17 protein-coding genes are annotated in these 16,476 nt (G+C 65.1%); 2 read left to right on the top strand and 15 right to left on the bottom strand.

Annotation, left to right across the window (positions count from 1 at the left end):
• Window positions 1-163: 163 nt before the first annotated feature.
• The 6 genes from NCT32_RS06985 to mltG form a co-directional block, all read right to left on the bottom strand.
• On the bottom strand, window positions 164-520 hold the full coding sequence (locus NCT32_RS06985) for a Rap1a/Tai family immunity protein (RefSeq protein ID WP_061117345.1): 357 nt from the start codon (window positions 518-520) through the stop codon (window positions 164-166).
• Window positions 521-626: 106 nt separating this feature from the next.
• Entirely contained in the window at window positions 627-1,415 is a 789-nt protein-coding gene (locus NCT32_RS06980) for an ankyrin repeat domain-containing protein (RefSeq protein ID WP_250490014.1), read from the bottom strand.
• 55 nt (window positions 1,416-1,470) lie between these two features.
• Window positions 1,471-2,256, bottom strand: a complete 786-nt coding sequence (locus NCT32_RS06975) for a TatD family hydrolase (protein WP_061117346.1) — start codon at window positions 2,254-2,256, stop codon at window positions 1,471-1,473.
• 28 nt (window positions 2,257-2,284) lie between these two features.
• Window positions 2,285-3,325 carry a DNA polymerase III subunit delta' gene (locus NCT32_RS06970; RefSeq protein WP_061117347.1) on the bottom strand — a complete coding sequence of 347 codons (1,041 nt, stop codon included), beginning with the start codon at window positions 3,323-3,325 and terminating at the stop codon, window positions 2,285-2,287.
• Window positions 3,326-3,345: 20 nt separating this feature from the next.
• Complete coding sequence (tmk, locus tag NCT32_RS06965) at window positions 3,346-3,966, bottom strand: dTMP kinase (protein WP_061117348.1); 621 nt, start codon at window positions 3,964-3,966, stop codon at window positions 3,346-3,348.
• On the bottom strand, window positions 3,967-4,977 hold the full coding sequence (mltG, locus tag NCT32_RS06960; protein ID WP_061117349.1) for an endolytic transglycosylase MltG: 1,011 nt from the start codon (window positions 4,975-4,977) through the stop codon (window positions 3,967-3,969). It abuts the gene before it with no gap.
• A 104-nt stretch (window positions 4,978-5,081) separates the two neighbouring features.
• On the opposite strand from mltG, the gene NCT32_RS06955 reads away from it, so the two are divergent.
• Both NCT32_RS06955 and NCT32_RS06950 read left to right on the top strand, forming a co-directional pair.
• On the top strand, window positions 5,082-6,080 hold the full coding sequence (locus NCT32_RS06955) for a folate-binding protein YgfZ (RefSeq protein WP_061117350.1): 999 nt from the start codon (window positions 5,082-5,084) through the stop codon (window positions 6,078-6,080).
• 12 nt (window positions 6,081-6,092) lie between these two features.
• Entirely contained in the window at window positions 6,093-6,914 is an 822-nt protein-coding gene (locus tag NCT32_RS06950; protein ID WP_061117351.1) for an NRDE family protein, read from the top strand.
• A gap of 5 nt (window positions 6,915-6,919) precedes the next feature.
• Here NCT32_RS06950 and NCT32_RS06945 read toward each other — a convergent pair whose 3' ends face one another.
• The 9 genes from NCT32_RS06945 to NCT32_RS06905 all read right to left on the bottom strand — a co-directional run bounded on the left by NCT32_RS06945 (window position 6,920) and on the right by NCT32_RS06905 (window position 16,425).
• Window positions 6,920-7,873, bottom strand: coding sequence for an alpha/beta hydrolase (locus tag NCT32_RS06945; RefSeq protein WP_061117352.1), 954 nt, complete (start codon window positions 7,871-7,873; stop codon window positions 6,920-6,922).
• Between the two features lie 50 nt (window positions 7,874-7,923).
• Window positions 7,924-8,784, bottom strand: a complete 861-nt coding sequence (locus NCT32_RS06940; RefSeq protein WP_061117353.1) for an SDR family oxidoreductase — start codon at window positions 8,782-8,784, stop codon at window positions 7,924-7,926.
• A gap of 16 nt (window positions 8,785-8,800) precedes the next feature.
• On the bottom strand, window positions 8,801-9,805 hold the full coding sequence (locus NCT32_RS06935; RefSeq protein WP_061117354.1) for an NADP-dependent oxidoreductase: 1,005 nt from the start codon (window positions 9,803-9,805) through the stop codon (window positions 8,801-8,803).
• 30 nt (window positions 9,806-9,835) lie between these two features.
• Window positions 9,836-10,315 (bottom strand): PaaI family thioesterase, encoded by a 480-nt coding sequence (locus tag NCT32_RS06930; RefSeq protein WP_061117355.1) that lies wholly within the window; start codon window positions 10,313-10,315, stop codon window positions 9,836-9,838.
• Window positions 10,316-10,320: 5 nt separating this feature from the next.
• Window positions 10,321-10,623, bottom strand: a complete 303-nt coding sequence (locus tag NCT32_RS06925; RefSeq protein ID WP_061117356.1) for a Dabb family protein — start codon at window positions 10,621-10,623, stop codon at window positions 10,321-10,323.
• Window positions 10,624-10,693: 70 nt separating this feature from the next.
• Entirely contained in the window at window positions 10,694-11,872 is a 1,179-nt protein-coding gene (locus NCT32_RS06920) for an acetyl-CoA C-acyltransferase (RefSeq protein WP_250490013.1), read from the bottom strand.
• Window positions 11,873-11,887: 15 nt separating this feature from the next.
• Window positions 11,888-12,523 carry a bifunctional nicotinamidase/pyrazinamidase gene (gene pncA / locus NCT32_RS06915; protein ID WP_409241523.1) on the bottom strand — a complete coding sequence of 212 codons (636 nt, stop codon included), beginning with the start codon at window positions 12,521-12,523 and terminating at the stop codon, window positions 11,888-11,890.
• Window positions 12,516-14,600 (bottom strand): 3-hydroxyacyl-CoA dehydrogenase NAD-binding domain-containing protein, encoded by a 2,085-nt coding sequence (locus tag NCT32_RS06910; RefSeq protein ID WP_061117359.1) that lies wholly within the window; start codon window positions 14,598-14,600, stop codon window positions 12,516-12,518. The genes pncA and NCT32_RS06910 overlap by 8 nt, the downstream gene beginning before the upstream one ends.
• Before the next feature lie 166 nt (window positions 14,601-14,766).
• A complete protein-coding gene (locus tag NCT32_RS06905) occupies window positions 14,767-16,425 on the bottom strand; it encodes a 3-(methylthio)propionyl-CoA ligase (RefSeq protein ID WP_061117360.1) in 1,659 nt (552 codons plus the stop codon).
• Window positions 16,426-16,476 lie beyond the last annotated feature (51 nt).

Raw genomic sequence — 16,476 nt, 5'->3', positions numbered from 1 at the left:
TCGTGAAAGTGGAAGCAGCGAGGTGGATACGGCGGTCGCATCGCACGGATGCGGGATGCCGCGAAATGCAGCCGCGGTGGCCGCCCGGGCGCGGCCGTGGCGCATGTCGCGCCGGCAAGCACGACGCCGGGACGCGCGCTGGCGTCCCGGCGTCAAAAGACGTTCAGCGCTCCGCTTTGCAAGGGAACGCCTTGCCGAGGCCGAGCGAGACCATCGTGGTCGCGTTGAAATCGGCCTTGTCGGGATTATTGGCGATGTACTTGCGCACCGCGTCCGTAAGCTGCTGCGGCTTCACGTCCGCCGGCAGGCAGAAGTACTGGCCGATCTGCGGCCCGGAGGTTCCGCCGATCGCCTCGATCGTGTTGTAGATGCCGTCCGCCGCGCCTTCGATATAGGCCGCGCAGGCAGTCCGCGAGTTGGGATCCGTTTTGGTGCAGAGCTTGTTCAGATCGTTGCCGGTAAACGCAAACGCGCAGACGGGCGTCGCGAGAGCACAGGCGAGGACGAATTCCCGCAGCATGGTCTTCCTTTTATGGTGAGCGGCGGCTTGAATGGGGCAATCGGTTCGGGGCGATGCGCGGCCGCGCCTGGCCGCGCCTGCCCCGGAGCTTGACTGTCGCGCTGCGTTATTTTGCACCGTTTGAGCCGCTTTGCGGAGCGCCGCCGCCTTGCGGCATCGAATCCAGACGCGCCTGCAGGCCTTCGGCGACGTCCTTCTCGTTGTACTTGCGGGCGAAGTCGACCGCCGTCAGGCCGAGCTGGTTCTTCACGCGCAGATCCGCGCCTTCGTCGAGCAGCAGCTTGCAGGTCGAAAGATGACCGCCGCGCGCGGCCATCATGAGCGGCGTCGTGCCATTGGGCGAACCGGCGTCGATATAGGCGGAATGGTCGACCAGTATCTTCACGATGTCGTCATGGCCGTTGGTCGCTGCGTAGTGCAAAGGCGTCCAGCCCTTCTTGTTCACTTCGGCATCCTTTGCGATCAGCAGGTTCACGAAGGTCGCGTCGCCGTTGAGCGCGGCGAGCATCATCGCGTTTTCGCCGGCCGGGTCGAGCTTTTCCAGATCCGTCTTCGGGTTGTCGGCGAGCAGCTGGCCGACCTTGTCGGACTTCTCGCGCGCGGCGATCACGATGATCGGCGTGCCCGTGTTGTCGACCGTATTCGGGTCCGCGCCCTGCGCGAGCTGCTTCTTGACGGCGGATACGTCGTCGAACTTGACCGCCTTGATGAGCGAGTCCACGGATGCGGCCCAGACCGGCTGCGCAATTGCGCACGCTGCGAGGAGCGCACCGGCGACGAGGCCGCGCACGGCCGCGCTTTTTCGCGGATTGCGTGCGTGATGTGAATCGGGTGCACGGGAAACGTTTGGCTCGCTCGCCACGGACTGGGTGGAAACCATCGGGGAATTGTTCATAAGTGACCTTCGGATTGCCTTGAAACAGGTTGTTCGCGCGGCCGGCCGGCCGCCCTCAGGCTGGCCGCGCGATCTTGAAGAGCCGGAAGAAGTTGTCGGTGGTTGCCTGCGCGATGGCTTCTTCCGGCTGCTCGCGCAACTGCGCGATGAAACGTCCGACATAACTCACGTACGCAGGTTCGTTCGGCTTGCCGCGATACGGCACCGGCGCGAGATATGGGGAATCGGTCTCGATGAGCAGGCGCTCGAGCGGCACGCGGCGCGCAACGTCCTGCACATCCTTCGCGTTCTTGAACGTGACGATGCCGGACAGCGAAATGTGGAAGTTCTGTGCGAGCGCCCGTTCCGCGATCTCCCACGGTTCCGTGAAGCAATGCATCACGCCGCCCGGCACGCCGGCGCGCTCTTCCTCCATGATCCGCAGCGTGTCATCCGACGACGAGCGCGTGTGGATGATGAGCGCCTTGCCCGTCTTGTGCGCGGCCCGGATATGCGTGCGAAAACGCTCGCGCTGCCATTCCATGTCGGCGATGCTGCGCCCTTCCAGACGATAGTAGTCGAGCCCGGTCTCGCCGATCGCGCAAACCTTCGGGTGCGCGGCCAGTTCGACGAGTTCCGCGACGCTCGGCTCCTTCGCCTCCTCGTGATCCGGATGCACGCCGACGGACGCGTACACGTTGTCGTGCTTTTCGGCGATTTCGAGGACCGAAGGCAGCGTTTCCAGATCGACCGATACGCACAGCGCATGCGTCACCGCGCGCGTGCGCATCTTGTCGAGCACGTCGGGCAGACGGTCGGCGAGTCCTTCGAAGTTGATGTGGCAATGTGAATCGACGAACATCCGGTGCTCCTTAATGCAGGTGCTGCGCTCAGGCCGTATAGATCGCGCGGTAGCCGATGAACAGCTCCTCGAACACGAGGCGCGCATTGAGCGGGTGATTTTCCACCGCGCGCTGCCGCGTGACGGTCTTCATGTAGCGCGCGAGCGCGGCGGGATCGGCGCTTTGCGCGCAACGCGCGAGCGCTTTCGCCGCGCCGGGAAAATAGCGCGGCCGGCGCGCCGTGCGCTCGGCAAGCAGATCGTACAGCCAGCGTTGCAGCCAGCCGAGCACGAGCGGCACCGGCAGCTTCTGGAGGTTTTCTCCGCAGGCGAAGGCGTCGCAATTCGGGCCGGCGGCAAGTTGTGCGAGTGTGAAATCGCGCAACGCGTGGTTTTCGTCGTTGGCCAGCGCGAGCGCGGCAAGCGGCGCGCCGCCTGCCTGCGCGAGCAGTTCCGCCGGGTTGTCCACGCCCTGCGACGCGAGCCACGCGCTCGCCTCGTTTTGCGGCGGCACGCTCATCGGCCATTGACGGCATCGGCTGATGATGGTCGGCAGCAGCCGGTCCACGCGCGCCGACACCATCAGAAACACCACGCCCGATGGCGGCTCTTCGAGCGTCTTCAGCAACGCATTCGCCGCCGCGACGTTGAGCGCTTCGGCCGGATACAGCACCACGACGCGCATGCCGCCCCGATGGGAGCCGACACCGCAAAAGTCCAGCAGCGCGCGCACCTGCTCGATCTTGATTTCCTTGCTCGGCGTGCGGGTCTTCTTGCCTTCGTCGCCATCGGCTTTGTCGGCGGATGCTTCCGCTGCGTCGCCGTTGCCGGCAGCGAGGCCTGCAAGCGCTTCAGGCAGCACCGCCCGGTAGTCGGGATGATTGCCTTGCGAAAACCACAGACATGCCGGGCAAGCGCCACACGGCTCGCCATTTGCCGCGGGCGTCTCGCAAAGCAGTCCCTGCGCGAGATGCTGCGCGAACCGGAGCTTGCCGATGCCCGCTTCTCCGTGAAGCAACAGCGCAGGCGGCCAGTGCGCGCGCAATTGCTGGAGACGCTGCCAGTCGTCGGTTTGCCAGGGGTAGATCATCAGTATGTTTCTATATCAAATCAGAGGCTTGCAAGGACTTCTTGAAGTTCTTTCCGAATATCGTCGATGGACCGGGTCGAATCGACGATGAAAAATCGCTGCGGCGACTCCTCCGCGCGGCGCAGATACTCGTTGCGCGTGCGCTCGAAAAACGCCTCCGATTCGCTCTCGAACTTGTCCGGCGCCCGGGCCGCCGAGCGGCGCTGGCTCGCGGTGTCGGTCGACACATCGAAAAGCACGGTCAGGTCGGGCTGAAAACCACCCTGCACCCAGCGCTCCAGCGCTTCCAGCTTGTCCCGCGGCAGGCCGCGTCCGCCGCCCTGATACGCGAAAGTCGCGTCCGTGAAACGGTCCGACAACACCCAGTCGCCGCGCGAAAGTGCCGGCTCGATCACCTGCGCCAGATGTTCGCGGCGCGCGGCGAACATCAGCAGCGCTTCGGTTTCGAGATCCATCGGCTGATTCAGCAGGATGCCGCGCAGCGTTTCGCCGAGCGGCGTGCCGCCCGGTTCCCGCGTCATCGCCACACGATGTCCCCCCGGCTCCAGTTTCGCTTCGAGGCGCTGGCGGAACCAGTCCAGATGCGTGGTCTTGCCCGCGCCGTCGATGCCTTCGAACGTAATGAACTTGCCGCGCGCCATTCATTGACCCCGGATGTATTTGTCGACGGCCTTGTTGTGGTCGCCCAGATTGTCGGAAAAGATGCTGCTGCCGTCGCCGCGCGACACGAAATACAGCGCGTTACTCGCGGCGGGATTGAGCGTGGCATTCAATGCGGCCACGCCGGGCAGCGCGATCGGCGTCGGCGGCAGGCCCATGCGCGTGTAGGTATTGTACGGAGTGTCCGTCTGCAGGTCTTTTTTCCTGAGTTTGCCGCCGTAGGCAGGGCCGAGGCCGTAGATCACGCTCGGGTCGGTCTGCAGCGGCATGCCGATACGCAACCGGTTCGCGAACACCGCCGCGACGAGCGGCCGGTCCGAGGCGCGTCCCGTCTCCTTTTCGACGATCGACGCCATGATGAGCGCCTCATAAGGCGTCTTGTAAGGCAGATTCTGCGCGCGCGTGTTCCACGCTTCGGTGAGGCGCGCCTGCATCAGCCGATACGCGCGCTTGTAGACGGCGAGATCGCTCGTGCCCTTGTCGAAGAGATAGGTGTCAGGGAAGAACAGACCTTCGGCCGATGCCTTGTCGACTTCGGTCGCGCCGATCGCCCGCAGCAGGTCGGTGTCGGTCATGCCCGCCGTGTCGTGCGTGAGCGCGGGGTTGCTGTCGAGCTCGCCGCGCATCTTTTGCAGCGTCCATCCTTCGATGACGGTCGCGACATATTCGTTCACGTCGCCGCGCGCGATCTTCTCCAGCACCTCGTAAGGCGTGATGCCGCTCTTGAACGCGTAATTGCCTGACTTCAACTGCGCGGACAGCCCGAGCACGCGCGTCATCAGCACGAACAATTCGGGTTCGACGGGCACGCCGCCACGGTTCAACTGGGCGCTCACGCTGCGCAGGCTGCTGTGGGGCTTGATGGTGACGTCGAGTTCGGGCGTCGGCAGGGTCAGGGGCCGGTTGGCCCACCAGTAGAGGCCGCCCGCGACGGCCGCCGCGAGCATCGCGACGAACACCGCCGCCACGACGCATTTCTTGAAAAGGGACATGCGAAACACGCTTGAGATAAGACCAATATAATAACTTGCCACCTGCGTCAGAGCCGCTTTCTGCGGCTTGCGCCCAAACGATAGGATTGACAGCCCGCCCGCTCATGAATTCCCAGACCATCGCCCTCGCCCCCTCAGACTTCGAAGCCGTCAGGACCGCCGGCGCGTACATGCCGCTCACCAAGTTCGGCGTGATCGACGTCAAGGGCGAGGACGCCGCCTCGTTCCTGCATAACCAGATCACGAACGATGTCCAGCATCTCGATGCGTCGACCGCGCGCCTCGCCGGCTACTGCTCGCCGAAGGGTCGCCTGCTCGGCTCGTTCCTGATGTGGCGCACGGCCGATGCGGTGCGCCTCCTGATCGCGCGGGACGTGCAGGCCGCCGTGCAGAAACGCCTGTCGATGTTCGTGCTGCGCTCGAAGGCGAAGCTCACCGACGCGACGTCCGAAGTGGCGGCGATCGCCTTCGCGGGCGACGTGCGCGCGGCGCTCTCCGGCATTTTCGATGCGCTGCCCGACGGTGTGCACGTGAAGGTCGAAGGCCCGCACGGCTCGCTGATCCGGGTGCCGGATGCCGCGCATCGGCCGCGCTTTCTGTGGGTCGGAGCGAAGGCCGATGTCGAGGCGCAAGTCGCGAAGCTCGACGAAAAACTGACACGCGTGCCCGAGCAGATGTGGGACTGGCTCGACATCCACGCGGGCGAGCCGCGCATCACGCACGCGACGGTCGAGCAGTTCGTCCCGCAAATGGTGAACTTCGACGTGCTCGGCGCGGTGAACTTCAAGAAAGGCTGCTATCCGGGACAGGAGATCGTCGCGCGCAGCCAGTATCGCGGCACGATCAAGCGTCGCACGGCGCTCGCCCACGTCGACACGCGCACCGATGCCGTCCTGCCCGGCGCCGAACTCTTCCATTCCGACGATCCCGGCCAGCCGTGCGGGCTCGTCGTCAACGTGGCGCCTGGCGAAAAAGGCGGCGTGGATTGTCTCGTCGAGATCAAGCTCGCCGCGCTCGAAAACGGCTCGGTGCACGTCGGCGCGGCCGATGGCCCCACGCTCGGTTTCGTGCCGCTGCCCTACGCTTTTCCCGCCGACGCCTGAGGTTGCGCCCGCATGTGTCTGATCGTCTTCGACTGGCAGCCGGCGGCTTCGCAGGAAAACAGCCGCGCCTTGCTGACGCTCTCGGCCAACCGCGACGAATTCCTGCGCCGCGACGCCGAGCCGATGCACTGGTGGAACGATGCGCCCGGTGTCCTCGCGGGTCGCGATCTGACGGGCGGAGGAACGTGGCTCGGCGTCTCGCGCGACGGCCGTTTTGCGGCGCTGACGAACTATCGCGCGCCGGACGACATGAAGCCGAACGCGCCGACGCGCGGCACGCTCGTGAGCGCGTTTCTCACGGGCGAGCGTGTGGCGCCGCTCGACTATTTGCAGCACGTGGCGCGCGAAGGTCATCGATATAACGGCTTCAACCTGCTGTGCGGTGATTTCACGCGACGCGAGCTCGGCTGGTACGGCAATCGCGCCGATGCACCGCCTTCGTTGCTCGACGCAGGCGTGCACGGCTTGTCCAACAGTCTGTTAAACACGCCGTGGCCCAAGCTCGTCGCGCAGCGCGAGGCGCTGTGCGAGCTGATTCACGCCGATGAACGCCCGTCGCTCGACGTGCTCATCGGCACATTGCGCGATCCGCGCATCGCGAACGACGAGCATTTGCCGTCGACGGGCATTTCGATCGAGCGGGAGCGCGTGCTGTCGGCGGCGTTCATCGAAACGCCCGATTACGCGACGCGCAGCACGACGGCTTTGCGCGTGAACCTGTCGGCGCGCGGGTTATCGCTGGAAATCAAGGAACGGAGCGACGATGACGGCTCGCATCGGATCGTGCGGCCGGGGGCGTTCGAGCGGGCGTTTGCGTTCGAGATCGAAGGCTGAGCGCATCACTCGAACGCCGCCCGCAACGCCCTCACCGCTTGCGCGTGCGCCTCGGCGACTTCCGGCACGAATCCGCCGATCTTGAAGAACTCGTGAATCATGCCTTCATGGCGCGTGAGCGTGACCGGCACGCCAGCCTTTTCGAGCGTGGCGGCAAATGCGATGTCCTCGTCGTACAGCGGATCGTGATCCGCCGCTGCGATCCAGGCGGACGCGACGCCCGTGAAGTCGGGCACGCCGCCCGCCGCATCGAGCGGCGCGAAGCGCCAGTCGTCGCGGTCGCGGTCGTCGCGCAGATATTGCGCAAAAAACCACTGGATCGTCTCGCCGGAAAGCAGATAGCCATCGGCGAACCGCGCATGCGAGGCGCTCTTCTGCCACGCACTCGTGCCCGGATAAATCAGCAATTGCAGCCGCAAATCAATGCCGGCATCGCGCGCGAGCACCGCGCATACGATTGCGAGCGTGCCGCCCGCGCTGTCGCCGCCGACGGCGAGCCGCGCGGGATCGATGCCGAGCGTCGGCGCTTCACGGGCGAGCCATTGCAGCGCGTCGAAGGCGTCGTTCACCGCGACGGGAAACTTGTGCTCCGGCGCGAGCCGGTAATCGACCGATACCACCGCGCAGCCCGCGTCGTGCGCGAGCTTGCGGCACAGCGCGTCATGCGTCGACACGCTGCCGACCGTGAACCCGCCGCCATGCAGATACATGAGCCCCGCGACGGGCTCGGCCCAGCCCGGCTCGACCGGATGATAGATGCGCACACCGATCGTTTCGCCATCGCGCACGGGAATGAACAGATCTTCGACGCTGAACATCGGCAGCGGCGCGATGTCGAGGATCTGCGCGCTCATCGCGTAGGCGGCGCGCGCCTGTTGCGGCGTGAGTGTGTGATAAGGCGGTCGATTCGCGCGCGCGACCATCTCCAGGATTTGCGCGATCTTCGGATTGAGCGGCATCGGCGGTATGAGCGTCAAAGGGGCACGATGATGCCACGAACCGCGCGGCATCAGCGCGGTCGTTTCAGCGACATCGGGTCGGTCGGGTTGCGCAGTTGCGCGATGTCGTCGAGGCGCAGTCGCACCGACGGCATGATGTTCGGATGCGTGATGACATAGAAGCGCCCTTCGCGCACCGCATCGAACGTCAGCAGGGCGACGTCGCGCGCGGACAGCTTGCCGCCTTCCACCGCCCTCGTGAGCTGCCGCGCCGCGAGCTTTTGCGATGCCGTAAGAGGCGTTTCGTTGGCGAGCGCCTCGGGCCGAGAGCGTTCGGCCCGGGCAATGCCGGTCGGCACGAACGCGGGACACAGGAGCGACACACCGATCAGCGACGCGCCCGCGAGCCGCAAGTCGTGATGCAGCGTCTCGGTCAGCGCGACGACCGCGTGCTTCGATGCGTTGTAGACGCCCATGGCGGGCGCGGCGAGCAGGCCCGCCACGGACGCCGTGTTGACGATATGCGCCGGCTCGTTCTGTTCGAGCATGATCGGCACGAACGCGCGCAGCCCGTTCGCGACGCCCATCACGTTCACGCCGAAGACCCACTGCCAGTCGTTCGGGCTGTTCTCCCACACGAAGCCGCCCGCGCCGACGCCCGCGTTGTTGAAGAGCAGATGCACGCCGCCGTACGCATCGAGCGATGCGCGCGCAAGCGCTTCGACCTGAGCGGCGTCCGATACGTCCGTCGTGACGCCGATCGCGTCGCCGCCTTGGACGCGCACCGCGTCGACGGTCGCGGCGAGCGCGGCGGCGTCGAGATCGGCGAGCACGAGCTTCATGCCGAGCGCCGCGCCCTCCTTCGCGAACTCGCGCCCGAATCCGCTGCCCGCGCCGGTGATGACGGCGACCTTGCCTTCGAAACGATCCACGTGCGTTCCTTCGCGATCAGACGAGCTTCACGAGTTGCTTGCCGAAGTTCTTTCCGCGCAAGAGGCCGAGGAACGCCTCGGGCGCATTCTCCAGCCCTTCGGCGATGCTCTCGCGAAAATGCAGCTTTTTCGTCGCGACGCGCTCGGCGAGCTCCTTCAGCGCTTGCGGCCAGACATCCAGATGTTCGTAGACGATGAAGCCCTGCAGCTTGAGCCGCTGGGTGAGGATGAGTCTGGGCGCGTTCATCGGCATGGGCTTGCCGTCGTAACCGGAGATCATTCCGCACACGGCGACGCGCCCGAACGCGTTCATGCGCGCGAGCACGGCGTTGAGCGTTTCGCCGCCGACGTTTTCGAAGTAGCCATCCACGCCATTCGGCGTCGCGGCCTTCAGATCCTCGTAGAGCCTGCCCGCCTTGTAGTCGACGCACGCATCGAAGCCGAGCGTCTCGACGACATAGCGACACTTTTCCGCGCCGCCCGCGATGCCCACCGCACGGCATCCCGCCGCCTTCGCCAGTTGCCCGACGACGCTGCCCACCGCGCCGCTCGCCGCGGAGACGACGACCGTCTCGCCCGCTTTCGGCTCGATGATGCGATTGAGCCCGTACCACGCCGTGACGCCCGGCATGCCGACCGCGCCGAGATACGCGGACAGCGGCACACGCGACGCATCGACCTTGTTCAGGCCGCGGCCATCGGACGTGCCGTATTCCTGCCAGCCGAGCACGCCGACGACGCTATCGCCCACCGCGAACGCCGGATTGCGCGATTCGCTCACGACGCCCACGGTGCCGCCGATCATCACTTCGTTGAGCGGCTGCGGCGCGGCATACGATTTCGCATCGTCCATGCGGCCGCGCATGTACGGATCGAGCGACAGATAGTGATTGCGCACGCGCACCTCGCCGTCCTGCAGCGGCGCGAGCGGCGTTTCGACCAGCTTGAAATTCGACACCGACGCCTCGCCTTGCGGACGCGACACGAGCAGGATCTGGCGGTTGATTTGTGCATCTGCCATGCGGATTCTCCTTCGTATTTTTTTGACGACTCAGGCGTCGCTCGGACCGGGCGTCGCCTTCGGATCGGATCGCATCTTCTGCCTGACGATGTCGCGTCCGACCGCGAGCCGCTTCATGTACTTGAACGTGCCGAGCGCCTTCGCGACGAAGTGACCCTCGCTGTCGCGGATCTCGCCTTCGCAATAGGCCATCGTCGTCGAGCGATGCAGCACGCGGCCATAGCCGCGCAGTTCGCCGCGGCCGGGCTGCATGAAGTTGACTTTCATCTCGACGGTGACGACCCCGATGCCGTCGCCCGCGACGCTGCGCGCGGCGAGCGCAAGCGATGCGTCGAGCAGGGTCATCGTGACGCCGCCGTGCGCGATGCCCCAGGTGTTCATGTGCGCTTCCTGAAGCGGCATGCGCACTTCGCTCTCGCCGTCGGCGGCCTTGACGAGCTGCACGCCGAGGGCGTCGATGAAGGGGCTTTCGATTGAGACGTTGCCGGCGGATGGTTCGGAAGAGGACATCGCGCTCACACTTCGTAGTCGACGCACTGCCGGTCTTCGCGGATCGCCGCGACGAAGTCCTTCAACGCCTGATGCTTCGGATGAACCTGATAGGCTTCGAGCGCGGCCTTGTCGTCGAAGTCCGAGACGAGCACGACGTCGTACGTGCAATCGAAACCCGGCTGCGCGGTGCCGACTTCGAAATGTCCTTGCCCCTTGACGATGCTGCGGCAGGTTTCGAGCTTCGCCTTCAGTTTTTCGGCGTTCTCGGCGCGGCTCGCGCCCTCGGCATTTTCCTTCAGCTTCCACATGACGATGTGACGTAGCACGGCGGCTCCTGTTGTCGAACGAGACCTGAAGCGTAGCAAAAATCGCCATGCGGCGAAGGACGCGCAACCGTCACACGATTTCGAACAGCCCCGCCGCGCCCTGTCCGCCGCCAATGCACATCGTGACCACGACGAACTTCGCGCCGCGCCGCTTGCCTTCGATGAGCGCGTGTCCCGTCAGACGCGCGCCCGAGACGCCATACGGATGCCCGACCGCGATCGCGCCGCCGTTCACGTTCAGACGGTCGTCCGGAATGCCCAGCTTGTCGCGGCAATAGAGCACCTGCACGGCGAACGCTTCGTTCAACTCCCACAGGCCGATATCGTCGACGGACAAGCCCGCGCGTTTCAGCAGCTTCGGCACCGCGAAGACCGGACCGATACCCATCTCGTCCGGCTCGCAGCCCGCGACCGCGAAACCGCGGAAGATGCCGAGCGGGACAAGCCCCTCCTTCTCGGCGAGCGTCGCGTTCATCACGACGCACGCCGATGCGCCGTCCGAAAACTGGCTCGCGTTGCCCGCGGTGATGACGCCGCCCGGCAGCGCGGTCCGGATGTCAGACACGCCTTGGAGCGTCGTGCCGGCGCGGATGCCTTCGTCGGCGGCGAGCGTCACTTCCTTCGTGAACATGCGCCCCGTGGCCTTGTCGGCGATGCCGGCGAGCACGGTGATCGGCACGATTTCATCGTCGAATCTGCCTGCGGCTTGTGCCGCCGCCGCGCGCTGCTGCGAACGCACGCCGTATTCGTCCTGCCGCGCCTTCGCTATTTCGTAGCGCTTCGCGACGTTCTCGGCGGTTTGCAGCATCGACCAGTAGATCTCGGGCTTGTTCTGGTTCAGCCAGCCATCGGTCAGCATGTGACGGTTCATTTCGTTCTGCACGCACGAGATCGATTCGACGCCGCCCGCGACGTAGACATCGCCCTCGCCCGCGATCACGCGCTGCGCGGCGAGCGCGATCGTCTGCAAGCCCGACGAGCAGAAACGGTTCACCGTCATGCCGGGCACGAAGACGGGCAGCCCCGCGCGCAGGGCGATCTGCCGCGCGATGTTCATGCCGGTCGCGCCTTCGGGATTCGCGCAGCCCATGATGACGTCTTCGACGCGCGCCGGATCGATGCCCGCGCGTTCGACGACGGCCTTCGTCACATGGCCGCCGAGCGTCGCGCCGTGAGTCATGTTGAGCGCGCCGCGCCATGATTTGGCGAGCGCGGTGCGCGCCGTCGATACGATGACTGCATCGGTCATGTCGTCTCCCTTGCTTTAATTGAGTATGTCTGCCGACTTCACACGTTGTACGCCGGCGTCGCGCATGTCCTGCCATGCCTTGTCGAGCGAGCCCTCGAGATCGATCGCGCGGCACGCGTCCTCGATCACGATCACCTCGAAGCCCGCCGCGCGCGCGTCGAGCGCGGACCACGCGACGCAATAGTCGGTCGCGAGTCCCGCGAGCCAGACGCGCTTCGCGCCGACGTTGCGCAGATAGCCTTCGAGGCCCGTTGGCGTCGCGCGGTCCGCTTCGAGAAACGCCGAGTAGCTGTCGACATGTTCGTGATGTCCCTTGCGAATCACGAGCCGGGCATGCGGCACGTGCAGATCGCGATGCAGCGCCGCGCCTTGCGTGTCCTGCACGCAATGGACCGGCCACAACACCTGTTCGCCGTAAGGCAGCGTCATCGTCTCGAACGGTTGACGGCCCGCGTGATTCGCCGCGAACGACACATGCGCGCGCGGATGCCAGTCCTGCGTCAGCACAACGTGCGAGAACGCGGGGGCAAGCCGATTGACGACCGGCACGACTTCATCGCCGCGCGCGACGGCAAGCGCGCCGCCCGGCATGAAGTCGTACTGCACGTCGACGACGAGGAATACATCTTCAACGGGTTTCATCTCAGTCATTGAAGTGGCCATTCGATTGCGCGAGCGCCGTCACGAGCGCGGCGGGTTGCCACGCATCGCCGTTGGTCTGCTTCGCGTACTTGCGCATCGCGCGTTCGACGTTATAGAGGCCGATGGTGTCCGCATAGAGCATCGGCCCGCCGCGCCAGAGCGGAAAGCCGTAGCCCGTCAGATAGACCATATCGATATCCGACGCCTTGCCGGCGATGCCTTCCGCGAGAATCTTCGCGCCTTCGTTCACGAGCGACAGCACGAGCCGCTCGACGATCTCTTCATCGCCGAACTTGCGTCGCTCGACGCCACGTTCCTTCGAATACGCAACGATCATGTCGTCGACGAGCTTCGATGGCGCCGCGTCGCGCTTGCCCGGCTGATAGTCGTACCAGCCCGCGCCGGTCTTCTGCCCGAAGCGGCCCATTTCGCACAGGCGATCCGCGACGCGCGAATAGTGCAGATCCGGCTGCTCCCGATAGCGGCGCTTTCTGATCGCCCAGCCGATGTCGTTGCCCGCCAGATCGCTCATGCGAAACGGGCCCATCGCAAAGCCGAAATTTTCTATCGCACGATCGATCTGCGCGGGCAGCGCGCCTTCTTCCAGCATGAAAAGCGCTTGCCGGATGTACTGCTCGATCATCCGGTTGCCGATGAAGCCGTCGCACACGCCAGACACCACCGCCGTCTTTTTGATCTTCTTCGCGAGCTGCATGACGGTGGCGAGCACGTCCTTGTCCGTCTTCTCGCCGCGCACGACTTCGAGCAGCTTCATCACGTTCGCAGGGCTGAAGAAGTGCATCCCGATGACATCGCCGGGACGTTTGGTGAACGAGGCGATCTTGTTCAGATCGAGCGTCGATGTGTTCGATGCGAGGATCGCGCCGGGCTTGGCGACTTCATCGAGCTGGCGGAACACCTGCTCCTTCACGCTCAACTCCTCGAAGACGGCTTCGATGATCAGGTCTGCCTGCGCCAGATCGGAGAACGACAAAGTCGGCTGAATCAGCGCCATGCGCTCTTCGACTTTCTCCTGCGTGAGCTTGCCCTTTTTCACCTGGGCTTCATAGTTGCGACGGATCGTGGCGAGCCCGCGATCGATCGCGTCCTGCTTCGTTTCGAGCAGCACGACGGGCAGGCCCGCATTGAGGAAGTTCATCGCGATGCCGCCGCCCATCGTGCCCGCGCCGATCACGCCGATTTGCGCGATTTCCCTGACAGGCGTATTCGACGGCACATCGGCGATCTTGGCGGCTGCGCGCTCGCCGAAGAACGCATGCCGCAGCGCGCGGCTCTCGGGTGTCTGAACGAGTGCGAGAAAGCATTCGCGTTCGAAGGCGAGGCCACGCTCGAAGCCTTCCTTCACGCCCCTTTCGACCGCATCGATGCACTTGTGCGGCGCCGGGAAATGCTTCGCGGCCGCCGCAACGCCGTTCCTTGCGAACTGAATGAAACCTTCGGCGTTCGGATGCTCGATGTTGCGGTCGCGCACTTTCGGGTGCGGACCGCCCCGGTCCGCCGCCTGACTCGCGAACGACAGCGCGCGCGCCAGCAGATCGCCTTCGACGAGCTCGTCGAAGAGCGCGGTTCGCGCGAGTTGTTCCGACGGCACCGGTGTGCCCGACACGATCATGTTCAACGCCGTCTCCAGCCCGACGATGCGCGGCAGACGCTGCGTGCCGCCCGCGCCGGGCAGCAGGCCGAGCTTCACTTCCGGCAGCGCGATTTGCGCGCCGGGCGCGGCGATGCGGTAGTGCGCGCCGAGCGCGAGCTCGAGGCCGCCGCCCATCGCCACCGCGTGGATCGCCGCGACCACGGGCTTCGCGCTCGCTTCCAGCGCCTTGATCACGGTCATGAGTGTCGGCTCTTGCGTGGCTTTCGGCGTGTTGAATTCGGTGATGTCCGCGCCGCCTGAAAATGCCTTGCCCGCGCCGATGAGGACGATGGCGCGCACGTCGTCGTCATCGTTCGCGCGCTCGATGCCTTCGACGATGCCAAGGCGCGTCGAATGTCCGAGCCCGTTCACCGGCGGATTGTCGAGCGTGATGACGGCGACGCCGCCGCGGATCGTGTAGTCCACTGCCATGAAGGTGACTCCTGTCGACGGATACCGGATGAATTGTGGTTGATGCCCGCAGAATACACAAAAAAGCACGATCGTCCAATTAAGGTGAACGTGTGCTTTGCGAGGCGCTAATGCAGAAAGCCCCGGTACCGCGAGAGCGGACGGGGCTTTGATGCGCGCGGGCGGCCTAAACGGAGTTTTCTGCGGCGTTCGGCAGCACGTAGTCGCGAAACTGCTCGCGCAGACGCACTTTCTGGAGCTTGCCCGTCGCGGTGTGCGGCAGATCCTCGGCGAACACGACATCGTCCGGAATCCACCACTTAGCAACCTTGCCCTCGAAATGCGCGAGCAGCTCCTCGCGCGTGACGGTGGCGCCGGGCTTGAGGACCGCCACGATCAGCGGCCGCTCGGTCCACTTCGGATGCGCGCACGCGATGCACGCGGCCTCCGCCACCTGCGGATGCGACACCGCGATGTTTTCCAGATCGATCGAGCTGATCCATTCGCCGCCGGACTTGATCACGTCCTTGCTGCGATCGGTGATCTGCATGAAGCCGTCCGGATCGATGGTCGCGACATCGCCTGTCGGGAACCAGCCGTCGACGAGCGGCGACTCGTCACGACGAAAATAGCGGTCGATGACCCACGGTCCGCGCACGTACAGATCGCCGAAGGACTTGCCGTCCCACGGCAGTTCGCGGCCGTCGTCGCCGACCACCTTCATGTCGACGCCAAAGAGCGTGTGTCCCTGTTTCTCCAGCGAACGCCGCTGCTCCTCGAGCGGGCGCTGCTTCTGCTTGAAACTCAGGCGTGACAAGGTGCCGAGCGGTGACATCTCCGTCATGCCCCACGCGTGGATCACCTGCACGCCGTACTCTTCCTCGAAGATGCGCAGCATCGCGGGCGGACACGCGGAGCCGCCGATCACCGTGCGCTTCAACGTCGAAAACCGCAGGTTCTGTTGCTTCATGTAGTTGAGCAGGCCCATCCAGACGGTCGGCACGCCCGCCGAATACGTGACGCCTTCGGCTTCCATCAGTTCGTAGAGCGATTTGCCGTCGAGGTCCTTGCCCGGGAACACGAGTTTTGCACCGACGAGCGGCCCCGCATGCGGAATGCCCCACGCGTTGACATGGAACATCGGCACCACGGGCAGAATCGAATCGCTCGATGACGCGCCCATCGCATCGGGCAACGCCGCGCCGTACGCATGCAACACTGTCGAGCGATGCGAGTAAAGCGCGCCCTTCGGATTGCCGGTCGTGCCCGACGTGTAGCAGAGAAACGAGGCCTGACGCTCGTCGAGCACCGGCCATTCGTAGTCGCCGTCGTGCTCGCCGATGAGGCTCTCGTAGCTCATCACCGGCACGCTCATGTTCGATAGATGCTGGCCGATGCACGCGGCATCGCCGAGCGCGATCCAGCCTTTCACGTTCGGACATTGCGGCGCGATGAGCTCGACGAGCGGGCCGAAGGTCATGTCGAAGCAGACATATGAATCGTCGGCGTGATCGATGATGAACGCGATCTGATCGGGAAAGAGACGCGGATTGATCGTGTGGCACACGGCGCCCATGCCGCTCACGCCGTAGTAGCACTCCAGATGTCTGTAGCCGTTCCATGCGAGCGTGCCGATGCGCTCTCCCTGTTCGACGCCGAGCGCGGTCAGTGCCTGCGCAAGCTGCTTCGCGCGTTTCTCGCAATCGCGGTACGTGTAGCGGTGGATGTCGCCTTCGATGCGGCGCGACACGATTTCGTTGTCGCCGAAGTGACGCGAGGCATGGGACAGCAGGGACGACGCGAGCAGCGGTACTTCCATCATCTGGCCGTAAAGCGGCGACGTCATAGGCAGGGTCCTCGAATCTGTCGAATGCTGGTCGGATGGCCGGGCCGCGCT

It is taken from the genome of Caballeronia sp. INML2, assembly GCF_023631365.1.
In the GTDB taxonomy this organism is placed as follows: Bacteria; Pseudomonadota; Gammaproteobacteria; order Burkholderiales; family Burkholderiaceae; genus Caballeronia; species Caballeronia turbans.
The sequence above is the reverse complement of the archived record's forward strand: the minus strand, read 5'-3'. Positions and strand labels throughout refer to the sequence as shown.

Coding starts and splice junctions, on each gene's coding strand:
- NCT32_RS06935 (WP_061117354.1), bottom strand. CDS start 9,805: ATGGCAGATGCACAAATCAACCGCCAGATCCTGCTCGTGTCGCGTCCG.
- mltG (WP_061117349.1), bottom strand. CDS start 4,977: ATGTCCCTTTTCAAGAAATGCGTCGTGGCGGCGGTGTTCGTCGCGATG.
- NCT32_RS06910 (WP_061117359.1), bottom strand. CDS start 14,600: ATGGCAGTGGACTACACGATCCGCGGCGGCGTCGCCGTCATCACGCTC.
- NCT32_RS06975 (WP_061117346.1), bottom strand. CDS start 2,256: ATGTTCGTCGATTCACATTGCCACATCAACTTCGAAGGACTCGCCGAC.
- NCT32_RS06980 (WP_250490014.1), bottom strand. CDS start 1,415: ATGAACAATTCCCCGATGGTTTCCACCCAGTCCGTGGCGAGCGAGCCA.
- NCT32_RS06970 (WP_061117347.1), bottom strand. CDS start 3,325: ATGATCTACCCCTGGCAAACCGACGACTGGCAGCGTCTCCAGCAATTG.
- NCT32_RS06920 (WP_250490013.1), bottom strand. CDS start 11,872: ATGACCGATGCAGTCATCGTATCGACGGCGCGCACCGCGCTCGCCAAA.
- NCT32_RS06945 (WP_061117352.1), bottom strand. CDS start 7,873: ATGCCGCTCAATCCGAAGATCGCGCAAATCCTGGAGATGGTCGCGCGC.
- NCT32_RS06905 (WP_061117360.1), bottom strand. CDS start 16,425: ATGACGTCGCCGCTTTACGGCCAGATGATGGAAGTACCGCTGCTCGCG.
- NCT32_RS06930 (WP_061117355.1), bottom strand. CDS start 10,315: ATGTCCTCTTCCGAACCATCCGCCGGCAACGTCTCAATCGAAAGCCCC.
- NCT32_RS06955 (WP_061117350.1), top strand. CDS start 5,082: ATGAATTCCCAGACCATCGCCCTCGCCCCCTCAGACTTCGAAGCCGTC.
- NCT32_RS06985 (WP_061117345.1), bottom strand. CDS start 520: ATGCTGCGGGAATTCGTCCTCGCCTGTGCTCTCGCGACGCCCGTCTGC.
- NCT32_RS06950 (WP_061117351.1), top strand. CDS start 6,093: ATGTGTCTGATCGTCTTCGACTGGCAGCCGGCGGCTTCGCAGGAAAAC.
- tmk (WP_061117348.1), bottom strand. CDS start 3,966: ATGGCGCGCGGCAAGTTCATTACGTTCGAAGGCATCGACGGCGCGGGC.
- pncA (WP_409241523.1), bottom strand. CDS start 12,523: ATGACTGAGATGAAACCCGTTGAAGATGTATTCCTCGTCGTCGACGTG.